The organism is Campylobacter sp. (assembly GCF_030528245.1).
In the GTDB taxonomy this organism is placed as follows: Bacteria; Campylobacterota; Campylobacteria; order Campylobacterales; family Campylobacteraceae; genus Campylobacter_D.
Genome location: NZ_JAUMZG010000005.1, coordinates 33,570 through 59,196 on the forward strand (window position 1 = coordinate 33,570; position 25,627 = coordinate 59,196).

Consider the following 25,627-nt stretch of genomic DNA (forward strand, 5'->3'; position numbering starts at 1 on the left):
ATATTTATTGACTCGATTGGCGCGGCTGATCGAACAAATTTTTGGGAAGCTCGATGATGTTTTTTATCAAATTGAAGGGCGTTTTGAGAGTGTCGGATAGAATTTGCGTGTGAAAATCAGGATCCTCCAAGCTGCCATCGACCTTGATGTTCGTGCTGATTTCTTGATCCTCTCCCAAAATGACATAATTGACGATGGGGATTTTAGAAATCACATCAGAGGATGATTTTAGGGTTTTGAGCTCCAAATTCAAATCAATGGTGCCAAGGCGCAAATTCGCACTCCCCAGTCCAAATAAATCCACATTGTCGCCGTTGAGATTGATGGCCTCAAAGCTCAGCAGGTCTTTTTTGCGGTTGAAGATAACCTTACCGTCGCGCAGATGCAGGCCCTTTGTGTTGAATTTAGGGCTTTTAAACATCACAAGCGCTGGCACTGTGTCTATGAAGGTGATGAGCTGATTGATGCCCTTCAAGTCCTTAATGTAGGTGTTTTCAATGTCAAAATGCCCCTCGAAAAAATCCACCCCACTCCCCCTGACATCAAGGTGAAAAAGCCCATCCTTAAAGGCCTCTTTTTGTAAGAAGGTGTCCAAAAATTCATCATCCATATCCTTAGCCCTCAGGTAAAAATCCTCCGGCGCATAAAACAGACTGAATGTAGCGCCCTTTCTGTTGGCCTTAGCCCTTAGAGCGCTGCCCTCGAGCGAGGCCTCCAGCTGGTCAAATTTTAAGGTCTTATTAAAGTCTGGCAAGATCACCCCCACATTCGTCCCGCTCAGCTTGATGTTTTGCTGATTGCCCTGCAGGTCAAAATTCTCGCCCTCGCCGCTGTCTTTGTAAATGTAGCTTAAATTTTTTAGATGAAGCTCCTTGCCCTCTTCATCAAAAATTCCACTGATGAGCTTGCTTTTGGAATCAAATACAATGCGATTTTTTTGTTTTGAAACGCTAAAGCTATCCTGCACATAGGGCGTCTTGCCATCGATGAAGAATTTTTCCCCAAAGGAGGCGTTGTTGATTTGCAGACTAAAGTCGATAAAATCGGGACTTTTATAGTGTAGGCTCTGCACGGACTCAAGGGCGATTTTCTTCGCCGGGATGAAATGGGGCAAAAGGACGCTCAAATCCCCAGCATGAAGCTCAAGCCCCTGGGTGAAATCCGCGTTTAAATTCCAAGCCTTGGCGGCGAGTTTGGGGCCATCTGCATAATCCAAATGCAGCAGGACTTTTTGCTCCCGCATGTCAAAAATTTCTGCAAAATGAAGCCGTGAAATTTGCGCATCAAAAAGGCCATTTTGCCGCTCCAAATCAATCTGCGCATTAAAATCCGCCTCCAAAAAGCCATTGCTTATGCTCGCGTTTTCTATGCTTAAATTCCCATCTTTAAGCAGCACTTTGGCCTTTTGGACCCTAAAATCGGCTAGCGATAAAGCCGCATCATCCAGCACGAAGGCGCCGCTATAGCTTGGCTTTGAAGGGGCGAAAAAATCTGCCTTGAGCTCAAAATCTGCCCTGAGCTTTCCGCTTTTTTGATGAAAGGGTAGAGTGATGCCGTATGGCTTTAAGGCTCGCGCCAAATCAGCGTCAAAAATCATATTTTCGGACCTGATGTGCAGATAAATTCCAATGTTTTCCTCATTCAAAATATCATAAAGATAGACCTTGCTCCCGCTCAAATCCGCATTTTTATAAGTGGCCTTAGCGAAGGTGAAATTAAGCCTTTGTTTGGCCAGCTTCATTTTGAGTTTTGGAATTTTAATGGGCGACATCCCCCCATCAAGCCTAAGCTCCACATCGTTAGCAAAGCCTGTGGCGTTAAGCTCGTCAAAATAAAACGCATCCCGCTTAAAATCCACAAAGCCCTGCAAATCATCCAAATGATAAAAAGACGCCCTTGTCTTTTCAAGAAGCCATAATTGAAGCTCTTGGGGCAAGTCGATGTGGGGGCGTAAATTTTGGGCGAGGGCGTGGATGTTTTTGATGCTGACATCGTGGAATTTATAGGCTAGCTGATTGTCCTTGTAAGAAAGGGTGGCGTTGAAATCAAGATCCTCAGATGAAGCATTGCCCCTGAAATGATAAAAGCCGCTTTTGGTATTGACGCTCAAATCCCCCTCAATGCTAACGCCGTAATCTTTAACAAAGAGCTCCTTAATCCTAGCCCTTAAATTTTTCCCCTCAGAATGCAGGGCGAAATGCAAAAAAAACAAATCCCCGTCCAAGAAAAATTCATCATCCTTAAAAAGAATTTTTGCCCGTCGCTCTTTGAAATGTAAATTTTCTATTTGAATTTCCTTTACAAAGGCATAAAGAAGGTCCAAATTTTGAGCGATTTTCACAAGCTCCTTGGAGACCGGTAAATTCTCGTTCAAACTCGCATTATCCTCACGCTCAGCGATGATGATATTTTGCGCACGCAGGGTGAGTTTATTATCCAACTTAATATACAATTGCTCCAATTTTAAAAAATCAAAATGGATGCTGGCTATGGAAATTCCATTTTTAAGCGCAAAAAATGAGGCTGAAAACAACCCAACGATCCCCAAAAAAAAGTATAAAATTTTTTTCATTTCTTGCCATTTCTTTTTGTTTTTTATCTTAGGGATTTTTTATTATTTGGCCAAGCCCATGCCAAGCGATTCGGTGGTTTATATCCCCAAAGGCTCTGTGTCGCAGATTATAACACATTTGAAACAAAATCATTACGACTTGAGCCCTGTGGATAAATACATTCTATTTTTCCTAGGACATCCGCAATCTGGCTGGATAGACATAGGCTCGCAAACGCTTAATCGCGCGGAATTCTTACACAGGCTCACTGTCTCAAAGGCCGCCGTTGAGAGCATAACCCTCATCCCCGGAGAAACGAGCGTGGTTTTTTTACAAAGCGTGGCTAAAACGTTAAATTTAAACCAAGAAAAGCTTTTGGAGGCTTTTGGGCGACAGAGTCCTTATACTGAGGGGGTTTTCTACCCTGAAACCTATAAAATTCCAAGGGGGATCACGGAGGATTTGCTCATCGCAATGCTGCTAAAATACGCGCAAAATCGCCACAAACAAACCGCGCAAAAGATATTTGGAGAATATAATGCGAAAAAGTGGTATCAATACCTCATCACCGCCTCGGTGATACAAAAAGAAGCGGCCAGTGAGGCGGAAATGCCCCTTGTGGCCAGCGTGATTTATAATCGCCTCAAAATAGGGATGAAGCTGCAAATGGACGGCACTTTGAACTATGGAATCCACTCACACACCAAGGTAACGCCGCAAAGGATCAAAGAGGACAATAGCCCCTATAATACCTACAAATTTGAGGGCTTGCCACCAACGGCGGTTTGCAATGTGTCCTTAGCGGCGATTCGCGCGGCGATTTTTCCGGCGAAGACGGATTATCTTTATTTTGTGCGTGATAGGGGCACGGGGAGGCACATTTTCAGCAAGAATTTGAAGGATCACAACAGGGCCGTCAATGCGCAAAAATAAAATTTGGAACGATATTTGCTTGTAATTTTGAAAATTTAAGGAGAAGAGATGATAAATCCATTCAAGTCAAAAGAGCTTGTAAATAGCGCCTTAGCGGGTAGGAATTTGAGAAATCAGCTCATTAATTCCAACCTCGCCAATGTCGACACCCCCTTTTACAAGTCCAGAGATATAGAGTTTGAAACGGCTTTGGTCAATCGCGCCAATGAAATTTTCAAAAGAGAAACTAAAAAAGAGCTTGAGCTAGCTAACACAGCCGCCGGGCATCAAAAGCCTTGGAAATTCCCCGACCCCAACAAATCCACGATTTATTTGAGGGACGGGCATTTAGCGAGGAATGATGCCAACACTGTGGATTTGGATGTAGAGACGACAGAGCTTAGCAAAAACACGGTGATGATTACGGCACTTGATGGGGTTTTGAGAAAGCAAAGCAATATTTTTAGCTCCATCATCGATGCGAGTTCTAAATTAAGTTAAAGGTTCGTTATGGCATACTTGAGTGATTTTGATATCAGCGGATACGGGCTTAGCGCACAGCGTTTCAGGATGAATGTCATTAGCTCCAACATAGCTAATGCTAACACAACGCGCACCGCAGAGGGCGGTCCCTACAGGAGGAGAGAGGTGATTTTCAGGGCGACAGATTTCGATGCGCTTTTGAATAAGCAAATCAATAAGAACAATAATTTTTTGCCCTATGAAAATCCGCTCAATGACCCCTCCTCGCCAAAGGACGCCAAGCCTGTGATCATGAGCGTGGTCGTTCATAAGGTCGTGCGTGATGATAAGGACTTTCGCATGAAATACGATCCGAGCCATCCGGATGCGAATGCACAAGGCTATGTGGCCTATCCTAATGTCAATCCTGTGATTGAAATGTCGGATTTGATAGAGGCCACAAGAGCCTATCAGGCTAATGTCAGCGCATTCACAAGCGCCAAAACCATAGCCCAAAGCGCCATTGATTTACTGAAAGGATGATGAGAATGAATAAGATCAGCGACTTAAGACTGAACGCCCTCAAAGGCGATGCTGGAGCCAAAAACACTCCTAACATCGGCGACGAATTTGCCAAGATGCTCAAAAATGAAATCGACGATCTCAACAAGGCCCAAGAGGTCGGTGAGGCGGCGATGACGGATATCGCCACAGGGCAGGTTAAGGACCTTCATCAAGCCGCCATAGCCATCAATAAGGCAGAGAGCAGTATGAAATTCATGCTTGAAGTGAGAAATAAAGCGATCAACGCCTACAAAGAAATCACAAGAACTCAAATTTAAACCCTAATGTCAGAATACAAAAAAATTAGGGTTTCAAAGGTAGCCTTCGTTTGCTGTATGGCGCTTTTGTTTATGATAATTTTTTTGAGCTCGACCTTTTTTCTCACTTCCAAACGCCACATCCCCAACACAGAAAAAGACCAATACAACCTAGCCCTCCGGGGCAGCATCATCACAAAGGACAACTTCACCCTAGCCAGCTCACGCGAAATTTACCGCGCTGAGATCGATTTGCGAAGCATCAAAAAAGACAGGCTCGAGCTTTTTTTAAAGCTTTTTCAAATTTATAGCGGCATTGACGATAGGCAAATTCTAGAAATCAAAAAAAGAATTCAAAACCACAAAAAACGCAACCACAATTTCATCCTCACCTCCCATCTCAACTCCAAACAAGCAAGCTACCTTAGGGATTTGGCAAAGAAGCTCTACATTCAGGGCTTTTTCAAGGCCTTCACCAACAACAACGGCCGCGTGGAAACAAGGGGCCTTAGCATCATAGAGCACCGAGAGGACAGGAGCTACATCACCACAGACTCCCTCACTCCGGCCATAGGCTACACGAGAGTGCTCTTGGAAAATGAAATCTTCAAAAATATAGGCGTCAAGGGCTTGGAGAGGGCTTACGATGCGTGTTTGAGCCCCTTGCAGGATGAGAAAATTCAAGGCCTGAAAGACATAGGGGGCAATATCATTTTGAATTCCAGCTCACTCAGACAAAGGAAAATCAACGGCTGCGACCTGTATCTTAATGTATCTTTAAAGCTTCAAAAGAGCATAGAAAAAGCCATCGATCAAAGAAATCTCGACCTCAAAGCCCAAGAAATCATCGTGGCCATCATGGAGAGCAAAACGGGAAAAATTCTAGCTCTAGCCAGCTCACGCCGCTACAATCCCCAAAACAGAGGCAAGGATCTATCCGTCCTCAACGCCAGCGCGATAGAATACAGCTACGAAGCGGGATCTGTCATCAAGCCCTTCATCCTCACCACAGCCCTAAAACTAGGCCGCCTGAAGGCAAACGAGCTCATCAACACCCACGGCGGCACCTACAAGCTCGGTCGCTTCACCATACAGGATGATCACAAAAAAAACAAAATGACGATTGAGGAGGTCATCACGCTCTCCTCCAATGTGGGGATGATCCAAATCGCCAAGCGCTTGAGCAATGTGGAAATCATCTCGGGGCTAAAGATTTTTAAATTCGGCGAAAAAAGCGGCATCGATTTGCCCTACGAGCAAAAAGGCACCCTGCCCAACCCCAAGCGTTTGAGGGAGATCGAAAAGTCCGTTTTGAGCTATGGATACGGCCTAAAAACCACCTTCATGCAGCTTCTAAGCGCTTATAATGTCTTCAACAACGAGGGCTATTTTATCGCGCCCCAACTGGCAGAAAAATTCTATCAAGATGGCAAATTCACAGAGCTAGGAGCGATCCAAAAAGAAAAAATTCTATCCACAGAAGCAGCAGGAGCGATGCGGCAAATCCTCATCAATGTCATCGAAAAGGGCACGGGCAAAAAGGCACAAACAGAGGGCATCATTATCGGCGGCAAAACGGGCACAGCAAGGATAGCAGAGCGGCAGGGCTACACGAGCAATCGCTACAACTCCTCGTTTTTTGGCTTTGCCAATGACGCTAACAATGCCTACACCATAGGCGTTTTAGTGCGTAACCCCACCAAGCCTTACAGCTACTACGCCGCTCAAAGCGCCCTGCCGATGTTTAAGGATGTCGTGGATATTTTAGTGCGAGAAAATTTTCTCACCCCCTCACTCATCCGCAGCTAAAGTTGTGATTTGATAGTAAGAATTGATGGTCTTAAAAAGCTTGAATTTAGCCTTCAAAAGCTCAATTTTTGAGGCATTGAGCGCCCTTTCAGCCTCCAAATAATCACTCAGCTCACTCTTTCCCAGCTCGTATTTTTCAAAATAGGCCTCAGCTATGCGCTCTTGCTCCAAAACGGACAGGCTTGAATTTTCAAGCGCCCTCACATCGCTCTCATAGTCCTTAAAAACTAGGGCAAATTCATTCATCGCGCCCTGTAAATCCCGCTCATAAGCATGGCGCAGAGCCTCGTAAGATAATTGCGAAATTTTAATATTTTGACGCAGCTTGGCATAGTCCAAAAAGGGCAGCGAGAGGGCGACATTTCCGCTTAAAATTTCAAGCCTGAAGCTATCCTTAAGCTCTGCTGCCGTGCCACTTAAAAGTCCTCCCAAAGAAAGATTGGGTAAAAGGCTTTTTTGCACGGCAGAATGATCCTTAAAAGCAGCCTTAAGCCTAGCCAAGCTCGCTCTCACATCCGGACGAAGGGCCAAATTTTGCAAAGAAATATTAAAATCGGGCCTTAAAATTTTGAAATTTTCCAGTCCCACCTCTTCAAAATAAGCCAGCCGCGAAAAATCCTCCGCTCCACCCGCCAAATCCTTCAAATTTTTAAGGACAAGATCGCGATTTTGCGCATTGCTTAAGAGATTTTGCCTCGCTTGCAAGAGACTTTGCTTGGCATGAAGCAGCTCCAGCTCCTCCGCCCTACCCAGCTCGTATTTGAGCGCATAAAGCCCCACCAGCTCCTCCAAATTCGCCGCGCGTTCATCGAGCAAATTTTTTGCATCGTTGAGATATGCCAGTTCAAAAATGTGGTTCAAAGCCCTGTTTATGATGCTCAGCCTCAGGCTTTGCAAATCAAACGCGCTGGCCCTAGCTCTAAATGCCTCCGCCCCCGCCGCATCCATAATCTTGCCGTAAATATCCAGCTCATAATTGAGGCCAAATTTATGAGAAAAAGTCCTAGTGCTAGAGCCTTGATTGAGATTTTTGCTGTGATGAAGACCCATGCTAGCATCCGGGCTAGGATAAAGATCATCATCCATCAAATCCGCCCTCGCAAGCGCTGATAGTAGCGTAACTCTGGCGATATTCACCTCGCTATTATGCTTCAAAACAAGCTCTAAAAAATCCTCCAAATTCTCATCCCCATAACCCCTCCACCAAGCGTGATGGGCGTGAAGCTCTCCTTGAATTTGCGGCTCTTGGGGCGGGCTTAGCTTTGCCCCGCAGCCTAGCAAAAAAATCCCCCAAAAAAGCACGATCCAATTTCGCATTTCACTCCTCAGAAAGGGCTCTGATGGGGTTTAAATTCGCAGCGCCCCTAGCGGGGAAAAAGCCAAAAATCACGCCGATTAAAACGGAGCTGAAAATTCCAACCATCAAAGCACCGAAGGATAAAATCATCTCAAATTCGCGGGCGAAAAGATTGAAAACAAAAATGATCCCCAAAGAGAGCAAAATGCCCAAGATCGCCCCCACCACACAGATCATCACCGCCTCGATCAAAAATTGCACCAAAATATCCCCCCGCCTCGCACCCAAAGCCGACCTGATGCCGATCTCACGCGTCCTCTCACTCACCGAGACCAGCATGATGTTCATCACGCCTATGCCACCGACAATCAGGGCGATCAGGGCCACGCAAGTGGTGAGGAGGGTCGTGGTGCGCTTGTTAGCAATGATGGCCTCTTTGAAGCTGTCTAGATTGAAGGTGAAAAAATCCCTCCGCCCCCTCTTAAGCTCCAAAAGCCTGACAATAGCGCTCTCAGCCAGAGCAGAATCTGTCGAGTCGCTCACTCGCACTATGATTTCACGCAGGGCCCTCTCCCCCGTAATCTTATGCATCAGGGTCGTGTAGGGGATGTAAATTCTAACGATATTATCGCTCAGTGAGCGCCTCGCGTCCCTTTGCAAAATGCCGATGACTCTGAAGGGCTGAGCGTCAAAAATCACCACCTTGCCCAGAATTTGTCCCGCATCCATCTGGGGGAAAATGTTTTTTTTCGCGTTAAAGTCAAGCACTGCGACATTGGCATTTTCTCGCAAATCCTGCGCGTTCAAAAGCCGCCCAGCCTCAAGCCTAAGCCCGTCCGCATCAAAGCCTTGCACCCCCACGCCCAGCATGCGTGCGTTGAGGGAAATGCTTTTGAAAGTCAGCACCCCAGAAGCGCTCATCAAAGGCTCTGCCGACTGCACATAATCCAAGCTTCGCAAGGCCTGCAAATCGCTAAAATTCAGCTGCGTGCGCCCTGAGCGCAGGTCTCCAAAGCCACGCCCTGGTCTTATTTCTATGGTATTGGTGCCAAGCGCGGAGGTGGTTTTTAAAATTTTTTCCTCAGAGCCAAGCCCGAGTGCCACCACACAGACGACTGAGGCTAGGGCGATGATGATGCCAAGCATGGTTAGGAGGGATCTTAATTTACGCGAGATGATGGAAAAAAGCGCGATTTTGAAGCATTCTAGGAGTTGATTTTTGAGCAAATTCCAGCTCATCTTTTCACGGGGGAAATCCTGCAAAACAGGCATCTGGGCTGGAATTTGCCCTCCCGTGTCGCTTACCATCACGCCATCCTTGATCTCAATGACACGCCCTGCCATCGCCGCGATGCTCGCATCGTGCGTGACCAAAACGATGGTGTGCCCTCTTTGATGGAGCTCTTTGAGAATTTCAAGCACCCGCGCGCCGCTTTTGCTATCCAGTGCGCCCGTTGGCTCATCGGCCAAAATCAAATCCCCCCCGTTCATCAAGGCCCTCGCAATGCTCACCCTCTGCTGCTGCCCGCCACTTAGCTCGTTGGGGCGTGCGTGCATCTTCGCCTCAAGCCCAAGGCTCTTCAAAAGCTCCCCCGCCCTCTGATCCCTTTGCGACCTACTTTTGCCCGCATAAACGGCACTCAGGGCGACATTGTCCTTGGAATTTAGCAGGGGCAGGAGATTGTATTTTTGAAAGATGAAGCCGATTTTTTCACGCCGAAGCTGCGCCTTAGCATCCCTGCTGAGTTTCTTAAGCTCATAATTTTCAAAGAAAAAGCTACCAAAACTTGGCTCATCCAAGGTGCCGATGATGTTTAAAAGCGAGCTCTTCCCGCTACCGCTTTGACCGATGATGGCGACAAATTCGCCCCTCTTGATGCTAAGATTGATCTTTTTTAGGATGAAATTTTCACCGATTTTTTTGGAAACATCCCGCAAAATAATCATCCCAGCCTCACAAACTGCTCGCACTCGAGCTCACAATCAAATCCTCCCCACCGCTAAGGCCCTCTAAAATCGCGGTGTTGATCGCGTCCTTGATGCCCAGTTTCACATACTTTTTCGCGGGCCTTCCCCCCTCTAAAATTTCCACAAAATCCCCCCCCCGCATCGCTTTTAATCGCGTAGGTCGGCACGATGAGGGCGTCCTTGAGACTGGCGATGAGAATTTCATTTTGCAAACTCATCCCTATGCGCAAAAATTGCTTTTCATTCTCCACGAAAAATTTCGCATAATAATAAATCGCCTTGGAATTGGCAGAATTTCCGCCGCTCTGGCCTGAGCCCAGATCGCTGATTTGCGTGTCAGCTGGATCGAGGCTGGCGATGGTGGCGGGGTATTTTTTCTCCGGGTGGCTGAGGAGGGCAAAGTGCAGCCTTGAGCTCACGCGCACCTTAGCCACATCCGCCTCAGCCAGCTCCATCCTCACCTCCATCTGCTCCAAATTGGCTATGCGGGCGATGGTGGGGGTGTTTTGGTTGGCATTGACGGTTTGCCCCTCATCCACCGCGACATTGATGACAACCCCACTCATGGGCGCTCTTATCGTGGTGTAGCCTAGGTCTTTTTGCGCGTTTTTGAGCGTGATTTCAAGCTCCACAACCTCCGCCCTCAAGGCAGCGACATTGGCCTTCAAGTTGTAAAAATTTTCCTTAAATTTTTCTAAATTCTCAAGCGAGGTCGCCTTTTTGGCGTAAAGCTTTTGCTCCCTTAGATACTGCCTTGAGGTGAGCTCGAGGGCGATTTTTTTGCTCTGTAAATTCGCCCGTGCGCTCTCAAGTCTTGCCTTGGTGATGTCAAGGTCGTTTTGCTGCTTGTCCTTGTCAATCTGTGCGATCAAATCCCCCTCCCGAACCCTATCGCCAAGCCTTACGAAGAGCTTGGTGATCTGCCCGCTCACCTGCGCGCCCACATCCACCTGCTCCTTGGCATAAACCCTACCCACGGCCTCGATGCTTTGCGTGATGTCTGCGCGCCCTACCTTCTGCGTGAGGTAGCGCGGCGTCTCCTCGGCAAAAAACCAAAACGCAAAAGCGCTCAAAACGCAAAGTGCTGCAAAAATCCCTCCAATGAGCCTTTTTTTCATAAAATCAAAACCTTTCAAGGCTTTAATTTTACTGACGAAAGGTGAATTTTAAAGCCCAATGAGCTAGAATTTATAAAATTCCAAGAAGCGATGGGCTTTTGAATGAGCATTGGTTAGGATTGACAAAAAGCACCCTTGTAAGCAGGATGCTGGAGCGGGAGGTGGCTGGGGGGTTTAGCGTGGCTTAAGCAAAATGGCTTTGATGATAAGGCCTGAAATGAATGGACTAAATTTTAACGATGAAGCTTTCAAATACGATCCAAGCGATGAGGGTGTGAATTTGGTGCTTTGAGCCCTTTAAAAAAGCAAAATCTCCAAAATGCAAGGTGCTTTTTCTCACCCTTACCTCAAGCATGCAAAAATTCTACAATGTGTCTCAAATGCCATAGAGCGGAGTGAAAAAGAGGGTTATGATGGATAGGTGCGTGGGGAATTTAGAAAGTCGGCTTGATGCAAGCGTATATCCGCATATGATTTTAGGCACACTCAATGAAACAGAGGCCTTAAGGGCAAATATCCGCTTTATGGGCATGGCTGAAGTTGTAGATAGTCTTTCAAAAATGGATGGAATTTCACAAAAAAGCCATTGATCGTTAGAAAAATAAAGTCAAAAAACTAGCCGTTATCTTCCTAGAAAATCCCCCTTACGTGCAGACAAATTCCAAAAAAAGGGCAGCATCAACTCACACCATCAAAAAACTTGAAAAACGAGGAATTTGATGGATGTGGCGCGATTTCAAATTTATAGCACGATAGAGGCGAGAAATTTCTCCTTCGCATCTTCGCGCCTTAGTCTTGATGCAAAGGCAAAATATGACAAAAGTGAGCGAGAAAAATCGACTCAAATTCATCCCTCTTTGTGTGCGGCTGGGTAGGGGGTTTAAAATGACTGCGATCCTCACCGGATCCTTTGGCAAATGGCTCAAAATTGAAATTTTTAAACCTTATGAGCGGCCTTGCAAGGGACAGAGCCTAACGGACTTAAAAATACCGAATAATGCGAAAATCACAGCGCTCATCCCCAGCATTAGTAAAATCAAAGCCCTACTTAAAACCCACACTCAAATCCGCCCCAAAATGCTCAAACCTTTAAAGCGAGTCAAACAACTCCCCATGCCCCTCATAATGAGCGATTTTAGTGCTTTTGTTGTTTTCATCCACAAAGACAACCTTGGGCTTGAAATTTTTCGCCTCCCCCACCTCAAGCTGCGCATAAGCCATAATGATGACCCTATCGCCCTCCTGAGCACACCTTGCTGCCGCGCCATTGAGACAGATCACGCCCCTTTCCTTGCTCGCTATGGTGTAGGTTTCAAAACGCGCCCCGTTATTGACATTGACAACCTGCACCCTCTCATACTCCAAAATCCCGCTCTTTTGCAGCAAATCCTCATCAATGCTAATGCTCCCCACATAATCAAGCCGCCTGCGTAACCACCGCGCGATGAATTTTCGCCCTCAGCATCGTGATTTTCATTTCAGTCCTTGCAACAAAAAATTATCAATGAGCCGCGTCCTGCCGACATACACCGCCACCGCGCCCAAAACTCCACCCTCTATCCGCTCCAAATCCTCCAAGCTATGAGGATCCACCAGCGAAATATAATCCACCCGCGCCAAGCTTTCTTTTTGAATTTCACCCCGCATCGCCTCAAGGATCACCTCCGCCCTGCGCTCTCCCTCTTTCACCATCCGCTCGCCCAAAAAAATCGCCCTTGAAAGCACCAAGGCCGCCTCCCGCTCCCGCGCGTTCAAATAGACATTGCGCGAGCTTTTAGCCAGCCCGTCCTCCTCACGCACGATGGGACAAACCACAAGCTCTAAGGGCAAATTCAAATCCTCCACCATGCGCGCCACCACCGCGCACTGCTGGGCGTCTTTTTGCCCAAAATACGCCCTATCGGGCTGGATGAGATGGAAAAATTTCATCAAAACCGTGCAAACGCCCCGAAAATGCCCCGCCCTTTTCGCCCCGCAAAGCCTTTCACTAAGCCCACTCATATCCACAAAGCTACTAAAATCGCTGGGGTAAAATTCCGCCACTTGCGGCGTGAAAAGCAAATCGACACCATTTTCCTCGCAGAGTCTAGCGTCCCTCCTCAGGTCGCGCGGGTAGGTCGCTAGGTCCTCACCGGAGCCAAATTGCAGAGGGTTGACGAAAATGCTCACCACGATTTTATCCTCTTTGCAGGCTTCAATGAGGCTCAAATGCCCCTCGTGCAAATAGCCCATAGTCGGCACGAAGGCTACGCTTAGGCCCTCATTTTTCCATGCTTTGATTTGCTCTTTTAAATCGGCAATGCCCTCAAGCACCCTCATCGCCCCTCCCTAATACAACCCATCCAGCCAGGCCTCATCATCCAAAGAAAAACCATGCGCCTCGCTTGGAAATTCAAGACTTTTCACCGCTTCAATATAGCCCCGAATCCCCTCAGCGGGATTTAGGTCTGCAAAAGTGCGGACAAATTTGGGCTTAAAGCCTGTGTTGATCCCCAAAAAATCATGATACACCAAGACCTGCCCATCGCAGTGCACCCCCGCGCCTATGCCTATGGTCGGCACGGTTAGAATTTGCGTGATTTTTTGCGCGAGTTTTGCCGGCACGCACTCCATCAAAACCATACTCGCGCCCGCATTTTGCGCAGTTCTAGCCTCAGCGATGAGTCTCAGCGCAGCCTCCCTACTCCTACCCTGCACCCTATAACCCCCCTGCATATTAAGCGCCTGTGGTCTTAGCCCGATGTGGGCGATGACGGGTATGCCAGAAAGGGCTATTTTTTCGATGCTAGGGGCTATTTCCTCCCCGCCTTCTAGCTTGACGCCGTTTGCCCTGCCCTCCTTGACAAAGCGCGCCGCATTCATCAGCGCGTCATAGCTTGAGCCTTGATAGGACATGAAGGGCATATCCGCTAGGACGAAGGCTTTTTGACTCGCCCTTGAAACCGCCTTGGTAAAAAGCAGCATCTCCTCCATCCCCACGCTCAGGGTATCCTCAAGCCCCAAAAGCACCATCGCCAAAGAATCCCCCACCAAGATCACATCCACTCCAGCCGCGTCCAAAGCCCTAGCACTGGGGTAATCATAAGCCGCGACCATGGTGATTTTATCCCCCGCTTCCTTTTGCTTTTGCAGATCTAAAATGCTTTTTTTCATTTTTTATGCCTCCGACATTTTCTCATTCTATCTTCTCTTTCTTTGGCTTTTTGACTCATTTGTCTGTTAAAGCCTACGATTAAAAACACCATGAATAAAACAAAGATCAAAATCAATACAAATTCCATAATCTTCATTTACTACCCTTCTCCATTTGCTCCACTTAAGGATTAAAATTTTAGCACAAAGTTTAAGCAAAATTAAAATAAAATATAAGCAAGTTTAAGATAAAAGAAAGTTAAACAAGATGAGTAAAAATAAACTCCAAATTTTCATTTTTTCCACCATCGTTATTTTTTGGGCCTATGTTTCCTTTCCCTACGAAATTTTACAGGTCAAAAGCGCTCAAAGCACCACCTACGCCCTTACGCCCAACGCCAAGGCCTATCTATCCAGCTACCTCATCACGCTTTTGCTGACCATCTGTGCGCTTTTTATTGGCGTGATGGTCGGCTTTGCCCTCGCGCTGGCGCGTTTTTCTCGCTTTGAGCTTGTAAATTTTATTATCGACGAGTTCATCGACATCATCCGCGGCACGCCATTGGTCTTGCAGTTGATGATTTTTGCCTTCGTTATTTTTACTTTTTTGGACAATCTTTACGTGGCGATTTTGGTAATGGGACTTAACAGCTCTGCTTACATAGCAGAAATCGTCCGCAGCGGCATTAAAAGTGTGGATGCAGGGCAAATGGAGGCGGCTAGGGCTATGGGGCTTGATCATAAAACTGCAATGCGCGAGATCATCCTGCCCCAAGCGGTGAAAAACATTCTCCCTGCCTTAGCTAATGAATTCATCGCGCTTTTTAAAGAAACTTCTGTTGTGGGCTTCATCAGTGTAATGGACATTACGATGCAGAGCAAGAGCCTGCAGGCCGTGCTTTACAACCCCAAGCCCATCATTTTTACCGGGCTTGTGTATTATGTGAGCGTGAAGCTTTTTTCCCTCGGGGTGAGAAAACTTGAAAAAAGGCTAGGGCGGCATGATTAAAATTGAAAATTTATGCAAAAAATACGGCGATTTTGAGATCTTAAAAAACATCAACGCGCAAATTCAAAAGGGCGAGATCATCGCCATCATCGGTGCTAGCGGAGGGGGGAAAAGCACGCTTTTGCGCTGCATCAATGGGCTGGAAAAAGCCTCAAGCGGTAAAATTTTCATCCAAGGCGAAAATATCCTTGATGAAAGAACCGACGTCAATAAAATCCGCCAAAAAGTGAGCATGGTCTTTCAGCATTTTAATCTTTTTGCCAATAAAAATGTCATGGAAAATTTAACCCTAGCCCCCATAAAAACGGGAATTTTAAGCAGGGATGAGGCGCGGGAAAAGGCAAAAATTTTACTGCAAAGGGTGGGGCTTGCTGACAAGGAGCGAATGATGCCTCATAGGCTTTCTGGCGGGCAAAAGCAGCGCATCGCCATAGCCAGAAGTTTGATGATGAATCCTGAGGTGATCTTATTTGACGAGCCCACTTCGGCTCTGGATCCTGAGATGATCGGCGAGGTTTTAAGCATCATGAAGGATGTCGCAAAAGAGGGGCTTACGATGCTTGTGGTAACGCACGAAATGGGCTTTGCTAAAAATGTCGCGGGACGAATTTTTTTCATGGACAGGGGGCGAATCGCCGTGGATGAGTGCCCTAAGAAGGTCTTTGAAAACCCAAGCAACGAAAGGCTGAGGGAATTTCTCAACAAGGTCCTCAATCATTAAAGCGGCTTGATGTGCTCGAAAAATACTAGCCTCCCGCTGTGCTTTTCAAGCCCCTTAAAATCATCAAGCTCAAATTCCAAGCCAAGCATGGAGGCGGTGGGAAAGGAGGTAAGACAAAGCGTGCTAAGTAGCTCTGAAAGCTCTAAAAGAGCGGGGTTGTGCCCGACTATAAGCACGTTTTCAAGCCCCGCGCTAAGGCCTAAAATCCACTCAAAAATTTCTCCCGCATCCTGCTCATAAAGCCCATCCACAAACTCGATTTTATCCTCAAGGGCGTAGAATTTTGCCAGCTTTTCGGCTGTGCTTTGGGTGCGTTTGGCGGGGGAGGCGAAGATTTTATCCAAGCTCAAATCATGCTTTTTAAGCCTTTCAAAGAGAAGCTTTAGCTCCTCCTTGCCCTTTTTAGAAAGCCTGCGCGAAAAGTCATCAGCCGCTTCTTTTTCTGCCTTAGCGTGGCGTAAAAGATAAATTTTCTTCATCGTTTTCTCCTTAAAAATGCCCAAAAATAGCCGCAAAAAAAGCCAAAAATATGCCCATACCAAGCCACATTAACCCCCATAAACAAGGGCACAAAGCTCATCAAAAGCAGGGCCACAAGCAGTCCCTTGGTGCTGCTTTTTTCCCAAAAGGCGTAAAATCCCATCAAAACGCAAATCGCCCCACTCGCGCCAACTAAGGAGATCTTTTGCCACCCAATTTCAAAGGCGAAAAGCAAATAAAGCGCGCACAAAAGCGAGCAAAGCACCCCACCCACAAGGTAAAGCAGGGCGAATCGAACGCGCCCCAAAAGGGCCTCTAAGATCCTACCAAATTGAAACAAAACGACCATGTTCAGGGCTAGGTGCGCGAAATTCCCGTGCAAAAACATGGAGCTTAGGGGCTGCCAGAAAAAACCTTCTTTAAAAAATAAAAGATTCAGAGAAAAAAGGGCGACGAATTTCCTCCCGAAAACAAATTCTTGCAAGATAAAAATCAAAACATTGGCGACAATCAAGAGAGCCGTCAGCACAATAATCCTTCGTCAAAATTTATTTATTGTCTTAGAATTCACATAAAATTCACATAAAAATCCTAAACTCCCGCACCATTCTTAAAGGACACCGATGGGGGCGAAAATCCACCTTTTTGTTTTTATCTTAGCCTTCTTAAAGGCTGATGTTATCATATCCGCTCACGATCTGCCCTCCAAAAGCAGGGAATTTTTACAAAGTCATTTTGACGCGAAAATCGGCCTGGTCCAAAGGGACGAAAAATCCTACGAGGTCTACTTGAGCGATGGCACCGAGCTTGAGTTCGACTCTGCGGGCGCTTGGAGGCAGATCGAGGCAAAGCGCAAGCCCTTGAGCTATGACATACTCCCGACTCAAATCGCGGCTGTGCTTAGGAGTGAATTTAAAAATATGACGATGCGAGAGCTTGAAAGAAAGATCAATCATTACAAAATCAAATTCCACAACGGCTCAGAAATCATCATCGACTTCAATGGCACGATTTTGCATAAGGAATTTGAGGACTAATCCTCCATCAAAAGTCGCACATCCTCGCTTTGGAGCCGCTCTTTTTCGATGAGAATTTCAGCCAGTTTTAAAATTTTATCCCTCATGGGGCTCAAAAATTCCTCAAGCTCAAGCCTTTGACGCGTCCAAATTTGCTCCTCCACCATGTCAAAGCCCAGCATCGTATCCACCAGTTCCCGCACCCTTGCAAGGTCATTTTGCGCATTCGTGTAGCTTTCATTAAAAATCAGCCTCGTCGCACAAGAGCCCGCCAAATGAACCTTAATTTTATTCAAAAGCTCAGATTTTGAGACGATACTGCCCTCACACTCCCTAAAACGATCCTCGATGAGGGTGATTTTTTCAAAACCCACATCAAAATAATAGGCACTCAGGGCCTTGGCCGCCTGATAGATGGCTTGAATTTTCTTTTCCTTTTCGCTAAAGCTTAAACTTTTCTTTTTACCCACCAAAACCTTACTCAGCACCGCGTAAAAATCCCCCTCCTCCACTGAGGCGCTTTTCCTGCGTAGGGCATGGATGGCCGCTTCATTGACGAGGGTTTCAAGCCCCGCGCCGCTAAAACCCACGCTAGCCTTGGCGATTTTGGACAAATCCACAGAATTTTTCTTATCCTTCATGTAATTTTGCAAAATTTTCAGCCTGTCCTTGTAGTCGGGCAGGGAGAGGAAAATGCGCCGGTCAAAACGCCCCGAGCGCAGCAGGGCGCTATCCATGAGCTCGATTTTATTGGTCGCGGCGATGACGATGACCCCGCTATTGTCCTCAAAGCCGTCCATTTGCGTTAGAAGCTGATTGAGCGTGCTATCGCGCTCGACATTGGAAAGTTCGCCCCTAGCCTTCCCCACCGCGTCGATCTCATCGATGAAAATGATGCTAGGCGCCATCATCTTCGCCCTAGAAAAGAGCTCTCGCACCCTCTTAGCGCCCACGCCCACATAAATTTCTACAAAGCTTGAGCCAGACTGGTAAAAAAACGGCACTCCCGCCTCCCCAGCAACCGCCTTAGCGATGAGGGTTTTGCCCACACCCGGAGGGCCTATCATTAGGACACCCTTAGGCATTTTCACGCCAAATTCTTTGTATTTTTGCGGATTTTTCAAAAAATCCACCAGCTCATAAAGCTCGGTTTTCACCTCATCCACCCCCGCCACATCGGAAAAAGTGATGCTTGAAATCACAGGCTTGAGGGCTGAGAATTCCAAATTTTTCTCCGCCGGGGCGGGATTGATGGGGAATTTTTGACCCTGCTTTTTTTGCCTGAAATACCCAAGACTCACCAACAAGGCCAAGATAAAAACCAGCAAAATGAAAAAAATCCACAGGCTATTGTCCTGCTTTATCCCCACAGGCACGCGCGCCACAAGCTCTCTCAAGTCCACGCCGTCCTTGATGATGCGGTAATGCTCCCCCGCGGCTTGAAACCAAAGCTCGTTTTCGTAGATGAGGGCCTTTTGGATGAGATTTTGCTCCAAAAAACTTTTGTAAAGCTTTTCGTCGATGTATTTGGGTTCGTTTTTAAAATAAGCCACCGCCAAAAGTACGCACAAAACGCAAAATGAAATGAAGATGATTTTTTTATTTTTCATCACGCCCTCGCTTCGTTAAATTCCGCTCTCAAGTCATAATCCTCAAGCACGAGCCACTGCTTGGACAGGTCCCGCTCGCTTTTAATCCTCATTTTGTTAAAAAACTGGTCATAGCCCTCGTAAAAGCCATTTTTTTCGCTCTCTATCAAAATTTCAAGGGGGATTTTATTGCGCGCCCTGAAATCGCGATTGTTTTCCCTGACGATCTGCCTGAGGGTATGCAGCCGCTCCTTTGCCACAGCGCCACTGATGGTATTTTTCATCAGCGCCGAGGGGGTCTTGGCGCGGGGTGAGAATATGAAAGCATGAAGGTGGGTGAGCCTGAGGGCCTTAAAATTCTCCAAGGCCTCCTGCCAAATTTCCTCACTCTCGCCCGGATGAGCCACGATGAAATCGGTCCCCAAGGCAAAGCCCTTAGCGCGCAAGGATTCAAAAAGCCTAAGGTCGTTTTCTGTATGAGAGCGTCGCCTCATGATGCGCAGCATCCTCTCACTGCTATGCTGCAAGGCGATGTGCAAATGCCGCTCCAGCCAAGCCTCGTCCAAGATTTCCCTGAAGCTTTCATCGATTTGCGCGGGTTCTAGCGAGCCGAGCCTGATGCGCCTTAGTCCTTGAATTTGCCCCATTTTTTGCAAAAGCCTGCCCAAGCTCGTGCCCTCCTTCAGCCCGTAAGAGCCGATGTTGGTGCCGGTGAGGACGAGCTCTGAGTAGCCATTTTGCACTAAAATTTTCACCTGCTCCAGCACATTCTCCTCCCTCACGCTCCTTGACTTTCCGCGCACGGCGGGGATGATGCAGTAAGCACAGGCGTAATCACAGCCCTCTTGGATTTTCACGAAGGCTTTGGTGTGATTTTCATAGTCCTTAACGATGTCCTTGTCGATGAAATTCAAATCCCCAAGCGCGTAGAATTTATGTTTTGCCTTCAAAAAGTCGTTGAGCCTTGCCTTTTCTCCCGCACCCAAAACGCCAAAAATCTTCCCCCCGTCCAAAAATTCCCTCCCCCTACTCACCGCCGCGCAGCCCGTGAGTATGACCCTCTTGCCCTCTTTTTGCAGGGCGTGGAGGTAGGATTTGAGTCCGCTATCGGCGCCGTTGGTTACCGTGCAGGAATTCACCACGACAATGGAGGCCTCTTTCGCGTCATTTGTCAGCTCAAAATCCCTCACATAGCCCTTTAAAAGCTCGGTATCGTAGATATTTGTGCGGCAACCAAAGGTTTTAAAAAACACCCTCTCTTTCAATCCTTCCCTCCCGTTTTCAAGGGCGGCTGGGCCCTGTCTAGATGCAAATTCTGGCTTGGATAGGCGATTTTGATGTCCTCATGCTTTTGAAATTCCCTCATGATCTCCTTGCTGATGTTGCTCCTTAGGGTCAGGGCGGAGTAGGCGTTGGTCATATACCACGCCGAAATGCGCATCCCCCAATGCTCAAAAAAAACAAAAAAGCTAGGCTCAACCCTAGAATTTCTAATGCTATATTCGTTTTGCAGGCGGCGCATGGTCTTTTTGGCGAGCTCGGTGTAGGGCTTGCTTTGGCGCAGGACGATTTGCTCGATGATTTTTTGCGCTTTTTCAAGATTGGAATCAAAGCTTACCGTTACATCGATACCATCATATACTGTTCGCATCCCGTGGTGGGTGTAGTTTGAGATAAGCTGGGTGAAGACATAATTGTTCGGGATGAAAATCACCCGTCCGCTGCGGCGATTTTTCATGTAGGTCTCCAAAGTGATGGTCTCATAAAGCGTGATGCGCAAAAATGAAATGTCGATGATGTCGCCCACATACGCGTGGTCATTTTGCATGACCTTGATCCTATCCCCCACGCGAAAGCTCCCCCCAAAAACGATCACGCACCATCCTAGCATCGACATGAACATATCCTTCATCGCGATGGCAAGGCCGGCTGAGGCGAAGCCGAGTATGGTTACCAGATAGGTGATGTTTTCGATGTAGGCAAAAAGCAGGATGATGAAGATGATGTTGATGTTGATGAAGTTGATAACCTTGGTCGCGGTGTAATAGCGCTCGTTGTCTTTGATATAGCGCTTGGCGACAAATTTCAGCAGGATGGAAACGACAACGACCAAAGCGATTGCTAGGAGAATGTTGATCGCTCTTATGGTTTGGATCTTGATCTCTGCATTGACGCGCATGATTTCATCTTCGATCTTTTTCTCATAGACGGAAAAGGAAATTTTAAAAAGCTGCAGAGCGCTTTGAAATTCGGTGAGTTTTCTTTGCGTGTCCTTTAAATTTTGTCGGTTCGCATCACTGGGCTTGATGGCGATGAGCTCCTTGAGGGCGATGATTTTTTCGTCAATTTTATCGACCAAGCTTTCAAATTCTTTGATTTTAATCCCAAGCTCCTCCCTCTCGTCCTCTAGCTTCTTGATGTGAGAAAAGGCGCCGATGATGGCTAGGGGATTGGTGAGCTTGGGCAAAATTTCTACATTTTCACTGATGCCCAAACTCTTGGCGAAGTTGAGATCCTTGTAGTCCTTCAAAAATTTAAGCTGCTCCTCTAAATTCTGCATTTGTTTTTGGATCTTCCTCCGCTCTTGCGGCCTTAGGCCCTTTTTTTCGCTCTCAAATTTGAGGAGATTGAGCTCGTCGTTTAAAATTTTGTAGCGGATGAAATTTTCATAGAGGAGATTGTAGGTGTTGTTTTCGATGAGAAGATCCAGAGCATCGACTTTTTGCTGGATTTTCAGGCTCGTGCTTTGATTCAGATCCGCCCAAGCAAAAACACAAAGCACGATGAAAAAAAGCACCCCCCTCACGCAAAACCCTCCAAGAGCCTCAAAAGCTCATCCTTGCTAACATCATCCCTGATCACACCCTTGCCCAGTCCGCAGGGCAGGATGAAATTGAGCCTTGAATTTTGCGTCTTTTTGTCCAAAAAAAAGGCCTCGTAAAAGCTTTGGACATTTTTGATGCGATGATCAAGGGGTAGCTTAAATTTCCGCAAAAGCCCCCCCACGCGCCCCACTTCCGCCTCGCTCAAAAGCCCTAAATTCAAGGCCAAGCGATTGGCCATCATCATGCCAAGGGCCACCGCTTCACCGTGGAGGTATTTTTCATAGCCGGTTTCGTTTTCTATGATGTGCGCGAAGGTGTGCCCGTAATTAAGAAACATCCTAGCCCCCGACTCCCTCTCATCTTCAGCGACGACCGCGGCCTTGAGCTCCACGCTTTTGGCGATGATGCGCGTGAAAATTTCATCCTCGCAAGTGGCGTTTAAGAGACCGTGCGCATCTATGCCTTCAAGAAATTCTAAAAATCGCGCGTCAAAAATCACGGCCATTTTTATGACCTCAGCCATGCCAGCTGCCAGCTCCCTAGCGCCTAAGGTGCGTAAAAATTCACTCCTGCAATGCACGGCTATGGGCTGGTGAAAGGCGCCGATTAAATTTTTACCGAAGGCATTGTTGATGCCCGTTTTGCCACCCACGGACGCATCCACGCAGGCTAGGAGCGTGGTGGGGATGTTGATGAAGCGGATGCCCCTTTGGTAGATGCTCGCCGCAAAGCCGCCCATATCGCTGATCACCCCGCCACCAAAGCTGATCAAAACGCTTTTTCTATCAAGGCGCGCGTGGAACATTTGGTTTAAAATTTCCTCAATCGTGTTGAAATTTTTATACGCCTCGCCGTCTTTTACGGTGATGATAAGGGGCTCGTCGCACTCGAGCCTAGAAAGCAAGGAGCTAAGGTGCAGGCTTGAAATTTTGGCATTGCTTAGGATCGCGACCTTAGAATCAAAATGCAAATTCAAGGGCTCATCGATATAAACTTTGTAAGGATTGGTTTTTAGCTTCACTTCAATTTGCATCTTGGCCCTCTTTGCGTCATTTTAGTCTATCGGTATGAAAAGTTGGTAATTTTTTCGCATTTTGTGGTGGTTGGAATTTAAATTCATGCTTAAAGCTCTTTTTAAGCTTCTTCGCATCAAAGCCTCCTCAAAACTGACAAATTGCAACAAATCCGATCGGTGCTCTAGGCTTAAGATGGGATTTTGCGCGTGGGTGCTTAAAACCTTTATGTGCTTGTCATAAAGCCGAGAAAGGCTTTCAAAATACTCCTCCACATCGCGATTTGCAGCATCATGATTTTGCGCGGTGATGGTCGCGTAATAATACAGGGTGATGTCAAGATTTAATTGCTTGCTCAAATCCACAATCACATTGATCTGATTTTCAAGCTCATTTTTATCGGTGCTTAAAATGACCGATTGCGTGAGTGCGTCAAAGTCCCCTTCTCCAATCTTTAAAATAGGAATTTTAAGCCCAAAAAGCATTTTTTTATGCCTTTGGAAATGCTTATTATCCGTGAGGAAAAGCCCGACATCATTTTTTTTCAAAAAAGAAGGCAGAGCGCTAAAATCGCGATGGAAAAAATCAAAAAAAACACAATCCTCCTCAAAAGAAAGCTCCTTGAGTCTTTTAAAATTTTGCCCCAAGCTTGGGTTGATCACGCGGATGAAAAATTTTCTCACATTGGTTTTTTGCATGAGGGCTAGGGTGGTGTCGATGAGGGTGCTTTGCACTTTGGGCGGCATATTTTTCATATCGATGAGGGTGAAAATATTGGTGCCAAAGGGCACGGGAAATTGCCCAAAATCTGCCTTAATATTATAAAAAATACCACTCAAAACCGTAGGATCGCCCACAATCAAAATGCTATCGCCGGGCTGGAGGAGGAAGGATGGCTTGACGAAATGAATTTTTGAGTCCCTATAAATGAGCACAACGCGCCATCTTCTTTGCTGGATGGAGCCTATGTGCCTGTAGGCAAAGGCAGAGCCTGCGGGGATTTTTATCTCCATGATCTCACCCTCTCCAAGCCCAATATCTTGCGCGGTCAATGCCACATCGGGCAAAAAATTCAAAAAACTATGGCTGAGATTTGAGCGCGCATCGATCAGATTGCAAAAATTATCATCTATCCCCAGTCCCCAAAAATCCATCACATTAATCTCAAGCTTATCGTCCAAGGAGCGCAGGGCCTCGTAGCTTTTTTTGCTCTCAAATTCATCCTGCATGTAAATAAAGGCCTGCGTGAAAGGCCTCATGATAAGCTCCAGTCTGGCGGTGCTGGTGGGGTCGATTTTGTGGAATTCTAGGCGCTCATTGTCTGCATCCAAAACACTCTCATCGCTTTGATAAACAACGGTGAAAAAATACTCCAAACCCTTTTCAAAACAAAGCCTTTCTAAGAAATGCTTGGCTAAAATTCCATCAAGGATGATTAAAATATGATTCATAAATCACGCTCCAAAAAAGGCGATTATAGCAAATGGAATTTAAATTAAAACACAAAGATGCCCACGCAAGGGTGTGCGAGATAAAAACCGCTCACAGTTCGTTTTTGACGCCCATTTTTATGCCCGTAGGCACGGCTGGGGCGGTGAAAAGCTTGGACGCGAAGGATCTGCTTGAGCTTTTGGATGTGCGCATTATTTTGGCCAACACTTACCATCTGTATCTGCGTCCGGGCGCGAAGGTCGTGGAAAATTTGGGCAAATTACACAAATTCAGCGGCTTTGAGCGCAGTTTTTTGACCGATAGCGGAGGCTTTCAGGCCTTTTCCCTAAAAAGCAACACCCAGCATTTTGAGGAGGGGATCAAATTTAAAAGCCACATCGATGGGAGCTTGCATCTTTTCACGCCCAAAAGTGTGCTAGATACGCAGTATAAGCTTGGTAGCGATATTATGATGATCTTAGACGATCTTGTCGCCCTGCCTGCGGATGGCAAGCGGGTGGAGCTTTCTGTACAGCGCACGATAAAATGGGCGCAAGAGGCGATGAGCTATCACAAATTCAAGCAGGGCTGCGGGGAGGCTTTGGGGCAAAATATTTTTGGCATCATACAGGGCGGGACGGACTTTGAGCAGAGGAAAAAATGCGCTTTGGAGCTTTGTGCTTTGGACTTTGATGGCCTTGCTATCGGGGGGCTTAGCGTGGGTGAGGAGAACGCTTTGATGTATGAGGTGGTGGAGAATTTGACGCCCCTCATGGATGAAAATCGTCCGCGCTATTTGATGGGGGTGGGCACGCCTGAGGATCTGGTGGAAAATGTGGAGCGAGGCGTGGATATGTTTGACTGCGTGATGCCGACGCGAAACGCTAGGAATGGGACTTTTTTTACAAATTTTGGCAAATTTAACATCAAAAGAGCGGAATTTATCAACGACAACGAGGGCATCGATAAGGACTGCGCGTGCTATACCTGTCAAAATTTCTCAAGGGGCTACCTTAATCATCTTTTTAGGGCTAGGGAGCTGACCTTTTTCCGCCTTGCGAGCCTGCACAATCTGCATTATTATTTGAGCCTTGTGGGGCAAATGCAAGTGGCCATACTTGCCAATCGTTTTGATGAATTCAAACGAGAATTTTACGCCAAGAGGAGCTGATGTCTTTGGTGAATTTCTTGGGGCAAAGGGGGGGGGGATCTAAGGCTGGGAGTTTGCCATCAAGGCACCAAGATGAAGCGGGAATTTTGAGGGAAAATTCCAACCACAAGATGAGCACCGTCCCTCGCAGGATGGGAATTTTTAGCGGACAAGATGCTGGACTTGGAGCTGAGCTTGGGCGCTGGGAATTTTTGAGATTTGAGAAAATTTAAAACGGATGAAAAATCGCAACAAGTGGGATCCGCCCTGCCCTCTCAATCCCATCGCGGGGTTTTATAAAGCGGGATTTGAGGGTGAAGGA

The 25,627-nt window shown here is 46.8% G+C and carries 27 protein-coding genes and 1 pseudogene; 11 read left to right on the plus strand and 17 right to left on the minus strand.

Annotation, left to right across the window (positions count from 1 at the left end):
- Positions 1–4: 4 nt before the first annotated feature.
- Complete coding sequence (locus tag Q4A73_RS01920) at positions 5–2,572, minus strand: AsmA-like C-terminal domain-containing protein (protein ID WP_303205749.1); 2,568 nt, start codon at positions 2,570–2,572, stop codon at positions 5–7.
- Here Q4A73_RS01920 and mltG point away from each other — a divergent pair.
- From mltG to Q4A73_RS01945, 5 genes are read left to right on the plus strand one after another with little or no spacing between them, the layout of a single operon-like run.
- Positions 2,490–3,485 carry an endolytic transglycosylase MltG gene (gene mltG / locus Q4A73_RS01925; protein WP_303205750.1) on the plus strand — a complete coding sequence of 332 codons (996 nt, stop codon included), beginning with the start codon at positions 2,490–2,492 and terminating at the stop codon, positions 3,483–3,485. The genes Q4A73_RS01920 and mltG overlap by 83 nt on opposite strands.
- Before the next feature lie 48 nt (positions 3,486–3,533).
- Positions 3,534–3,965 (plus strand): flagellar basal body rod protein FlgB, encoded by a 432-nt coding sequence (gene flgB, locus Q4A73_RS01930; RefSeq protein ID WP_303205751.1) that lies wholly within the window; start codon positions 3,534–3,536, stop codon positions 3,963–3,965.
- Between the two features lie 9 nt (positions 3,966–3,974).
- Positions 3,975–4,469: a flagellar basal body rod protein FlgC gene (gene flgC, locus Q4A73_RS01935; RefSeq protein ID WP_303205752.1), complete on the plus strand. Its 495-nt coding sequence runs from the start codon at positions 3,975–3,977 to the stop codon at positions 4,467–4,469.
- A gap of 5 nt (positions 4,470–4,474) precedes the next feature.
- Positions 4,475–4,768 (plus strand): flagellar hook-basal body complex protein FliE, encoded by a 294-nt coding sequence (fliE, locus tag Q4A73_RS01940; protein WP_303205753.1) that lies wholly within the window; start codon positions 4,475–4,477, stop codon positions 4,766–4,768.
- 6 nt (positions 4,769–4,774) lie between these two features.
- Positions 4,775–6,556, plus strand: a complete 1,782-nt coding sequence (locus Q4A73_RS01945; protein ID WP_303205754.1) for a penicillin-binding protein 2 — start codon at positions 4,775–4,777, stop codon at positions 6,554–6,556.
- On the opposite strand, the gene Q4A73_RS01950 is transcribed toward Q4A73_RS01945, so the two are convergent.
- The 4 genes from Q4A73_RS01950 to Q4A73_RS01965 all read right to left on the minus strand — a co-directional run bounded on the left by Q4A73_RS01950 (position 6,539) and on the right by Q4A73_RS01965 (position 11,294).
- On the minus strand, positions 6,539–7,873 hold the full coding sequence (locus Q4A73_RS01950; RefSeq protein WP_303205755.1) for a TolC family protein: 1,335 nt from the start codon (positions 7,871–7,873) through the stop codon (positions 6,539–6,541). The two genes, Q4A73_RS01945 and Q4A73_RS01950, sit on opposite strands and share 18 nt — an antisense overlap.
- 1 nt (position 7,874) lies before the next feature.
- Entirely contained in the window at positions 7,875–9,800 is a 1,926-nt protein-coding gene (locus Q4A73_RS01955; protein WP_303205756.1) for an ABC transporter permease, read from the minus strand.
- Between the two features lie 53 nt (positions 9,801–9,853).
- Positions 9,854–10,939, minus strand: a complete 1,086-nt coding sequence (locus tag Q4A73_RS01960; RefSeq protein ID WP_303205757.1) for an efflux RND transporter periplasmic adaptor subunit — start codon at positions 10,937–10,939, stop codon at positions 9,854–9,856.
- 226 nt (positions 10,940–11,165) lie between these two features.
- Positions 11,166–11,294 carry a hypothetical protein gene (locus tag Q4A73_RS01965; RefSeq protein WP_303205758.1) on the minus strand — a complete coding sequence of 43 codons (129 nt, stop codon included), beginning with the start codon at positions 11,292–11,294 and terminating at the stop codon, positions 11,166–11,168.
- 55 nt (positions 11,295–11,349) lie between these two features.
- Here Q4A73_RS01965 and Q4A73_RS01970 point away from each other — a divergent pair, with 55 nt between their 5' ends.
- Complete coding sequence (locus Q4A73_RS01970) at positions 11,350–11,529, plus strand: hypothetical protein (RefSeq protein WP_303205759.1); 180 nt, start codon at positions 11,350–11,352, stop codon at positions 11,527–11,529.
- A 93-nt stretch (positions 11,530–11,622) separates the two neighbouring features.
- Here the strand turns inward: Q4A73_RS01970 and Q4A73_RS01975 are convergent, their stop codons facing one another.
- The 5 genes and pseudogenes from Q4A73_RS01975 to Q4A73_RS07330 form a co-directional block, all read right to left on the minus strand.
- Positions 11,623–11,841 (minus strand): hypothetical protein, encoded by a 219-nt coding sequence (locus Q4A73_RS01975; protein ID WP_303205760.1) that lies wholly within the window; start codon positions 11,839–11,841, stop codon positions 11,623–11,625.
- Between the two features lie 187 nt (positions 11,842–12,028).
- Positions 12,029–12,416: pseudogene (gene panD, locus Q4A73_RS01980) on the minus strand (aspartate 1-decarboxylase).
- Positions 12,413–13,258 (minus strand): pantoate--beta-alanine ligase, encoded by an 846-nt coding sequence (gene panC, locus Q4A73_RS01985; RefSeq protein WP_303205761.1) that lies wholly within the window; start codon positions 13,256–13,258, stop codon positions 12,413–12,415. Before panC ends, panD begins: the two are co-directional and overlap by 4 nt.
- 9 nt (positions 13,259–13,267) lie before the next feature.
- Complete coding sequence (panB, locus tag Q4A73_RS01990; protein ID WP_303205762.1) at positions 13,268–14,092, minus strand: 3-methyl-2-oxobutanoate hydroxymethyltransferase; 825 nt, start codon at positions 14,090–14,092, stop codon at positions 13,268–13,270.
- Positions 14,089–14,229 carry a TadE/TadG family type IV pilus assembly protein gene (locus Q4A73_RS07330; RefSeq protein WP_368492642.1) on the minus strand — a complete coding sequence of 47 codons (141 nt, stop codon included), beginning with the start codon at positions 14,227–14,229 and terminating at the stop codon, positions 14,089–14,091. Before Q4A73_RS07330 ends, panB begins: the two co-directional genes overlap by 4 nt.
- A gap of 110 nt (positions 14,230–14,339) precedes the next feature.
- On the opposite strand from Q4A73_RS07330, the gene Q4A73_RS01995 reads away from it, so the two are divergent.
- Both Q4A73_RS01995 and Q4A73_RS02000 read left to right on the plus strand, forming a co-directional pair.
- The gene (locus Q4A73_RS01995; protein ID WP_303205763.1) at positions 14,340–15,080 is read left to right on the plus strand and encodes an amino acid ABC transporter permease; all 741 of its coding nucleotides are present in this window, start codon (positions 14,340–14,342) and stop codon (positions 15,078–15,080) included.
- A complete protein-coding gene (locus Q4A73_RS02000) occupies positions 15,073–15,801 on the plus strand; it encodes an amino acid ABC transporter ATP-binding protein (RefSeq protein WP_303205764.1) in 729 nt (242 codons plus the stop codon). The genes Q4A73_RS01995 and Q4A73_RS02000 overlap by 8 nt, the downstream gene beginning before the upstream one ends.
- Here the strand turns inward: Q4A73_RS02000 and sixA are convergent.
- Both sixA and Q4A73_RS02010 read right to left on the minus strand, forming a co-directional pair.
- Entirely contained in the window at positions 15,798–16,280 is a 483-nt protein-coding gene (sixA, locus tag Q4A73_RS02005; protein ID WP_303205765.1) for a phosphohistidine phosphatase SixA, read from the minus strand. The two genes, Q4A73_RS02000 and sixA, sit on opposite strands and share 4 nt — an antisense overlap.
- Positions 16,277–16,810 (minus strand): rhomboid family intramembrane serine protease, encoded by a 534-nt coding sequence (locus Q4A73_RS02010; RefSeq protein WP_303205766.1) that lies wholly within the window; start codon positions 16,808–16,810, stop codon positions 16,277–16,279. Before Q4A73_RS02010 ends, sixA begins: the two co-directional genes overlap by 4 nt.
- Positions 16,811–16,904: 94 nt before the next feature.
- On the opposite strand from Q4A73_RS02010, the gene Q4A73_RS02015 reads away from it, so the two are divergent.
- Positions 16,905–17,318, plus strand: a complete 414-nt coding sequence (locus Q4A73_RS02015; protein WP_303205767.1) for a PepSY-like domain-containing protein — start codon at positions 16,905–16,907, stop codon at positions 17,316–17,318.
- On the opposite strand, the gene Q4A73_RS02020 is transcribed toward Q4A73_RS02015, so the two are convergent.
- From Q4A73_RS02020 to Q4A73_RS02040, 5 genes are read right to left on the minus strand one after another with little or no spacing between them, the layout of a single operon-like run.
- Positions 17,315–18,907, minus strand: a complete 1,593-nt coding sequence (locus Q4A73_RS02020; RefSeq protein ID WP_303205768.1) for an ATP-dependent metallopeptidase FtsH/Yme1/Tma family protein — start codon at positions 18,905–18,907, stop codon at positions 17,315–17,317. The two genes, Q4A73_RS02015 and Q4A73_RS02020, sit on opposite strands and share 4 nt — an antisense overlap.
- Positions 18,907–20,151: a tRNA (N(6)-L-threonylcarbamoyladenosine(37)-C(2))-methylthiotransferase MtaB gene (gene mtaB / locus Q4A73_RS02025; RefSeq protein WP_303205769.1), complete on the minus strand. Its 1,245-nt coding sequence runs from the start codon at positions 20,149–20,151 to the stop codon at positions 18,907–18,909. Before mtaB ends, Q4A73_RS02020 begins: the two co-directional genes overlap by 1 nt.
- Positions 20,148–21,692 carry a mechanosensitive ion channel domain-containing protein gene (locus Q4A73_RS02030; RefSeq protein WP_303205770.1) on the minus strand — a complete coding sequence of 515 codons (1,545 nt, stop codon included), beginning with the start codon at positions 21,690–21,692 and terminating at the stop codon, positions 20,148–20,150. Before Q4A73_RS02030 ends, mtaB begins: the two co-directional genes overlap by 4 nt.
- Positions 21,689–22,744, minus strand: a complete 1,056-nt coding sequence (gene aroB, locus Q4A73_RS02035) for a 3-dehydroquinate synthase (protein WP_303205771.1) — start codon at positions 22,742–22,744, stop codon at positions 21,689–21,691. Before aroB ends, Q4A73_RS02030 begins: the two co-directional genes overlap by 4 nt.
- A 21-nt stretch (positions 22,745–22,765) precedes the next feature.
- Positions 22,766–24,175, minus strand: coding sequence for a TrkA C-terminal domain-containing protein (locus tag Q4A73_RS02040; protein WP_303205772.1), 1,410 nt, complete (start codon positions 24,173–24,175; stop codon positions 22,766–22,768).
- Positions 24,176–24,207: 32 nt separating this feature from the next.
- Here Q4A73_RS02040 and tgt point away from each other — a divergent pair, with 32 nt between their 5' ends.
- Entirely contained in the window at positions 24,208–25,326 is a 1,119-nt protein-coding gene (tgt, locus tag Q4A73_RS02045; protein WP_303205773.1) for a tRNA guanosine(34) transglycosylase Tgt, read from the plus strand.
- Entirely contained in the window at positions 25,326–25,538 is a 213-nt protein-coding gene (locus Q4A73_RS02050; protein ID WP_303205774.1) for a hypothetical protein, read from the plus strand. Before tgt ends, Q4A73_RS02050 begins: the two co-directional genes overlap by 1 nt.
- Positions 25,539–25,627: the final 89 nt, after the last annotated feature.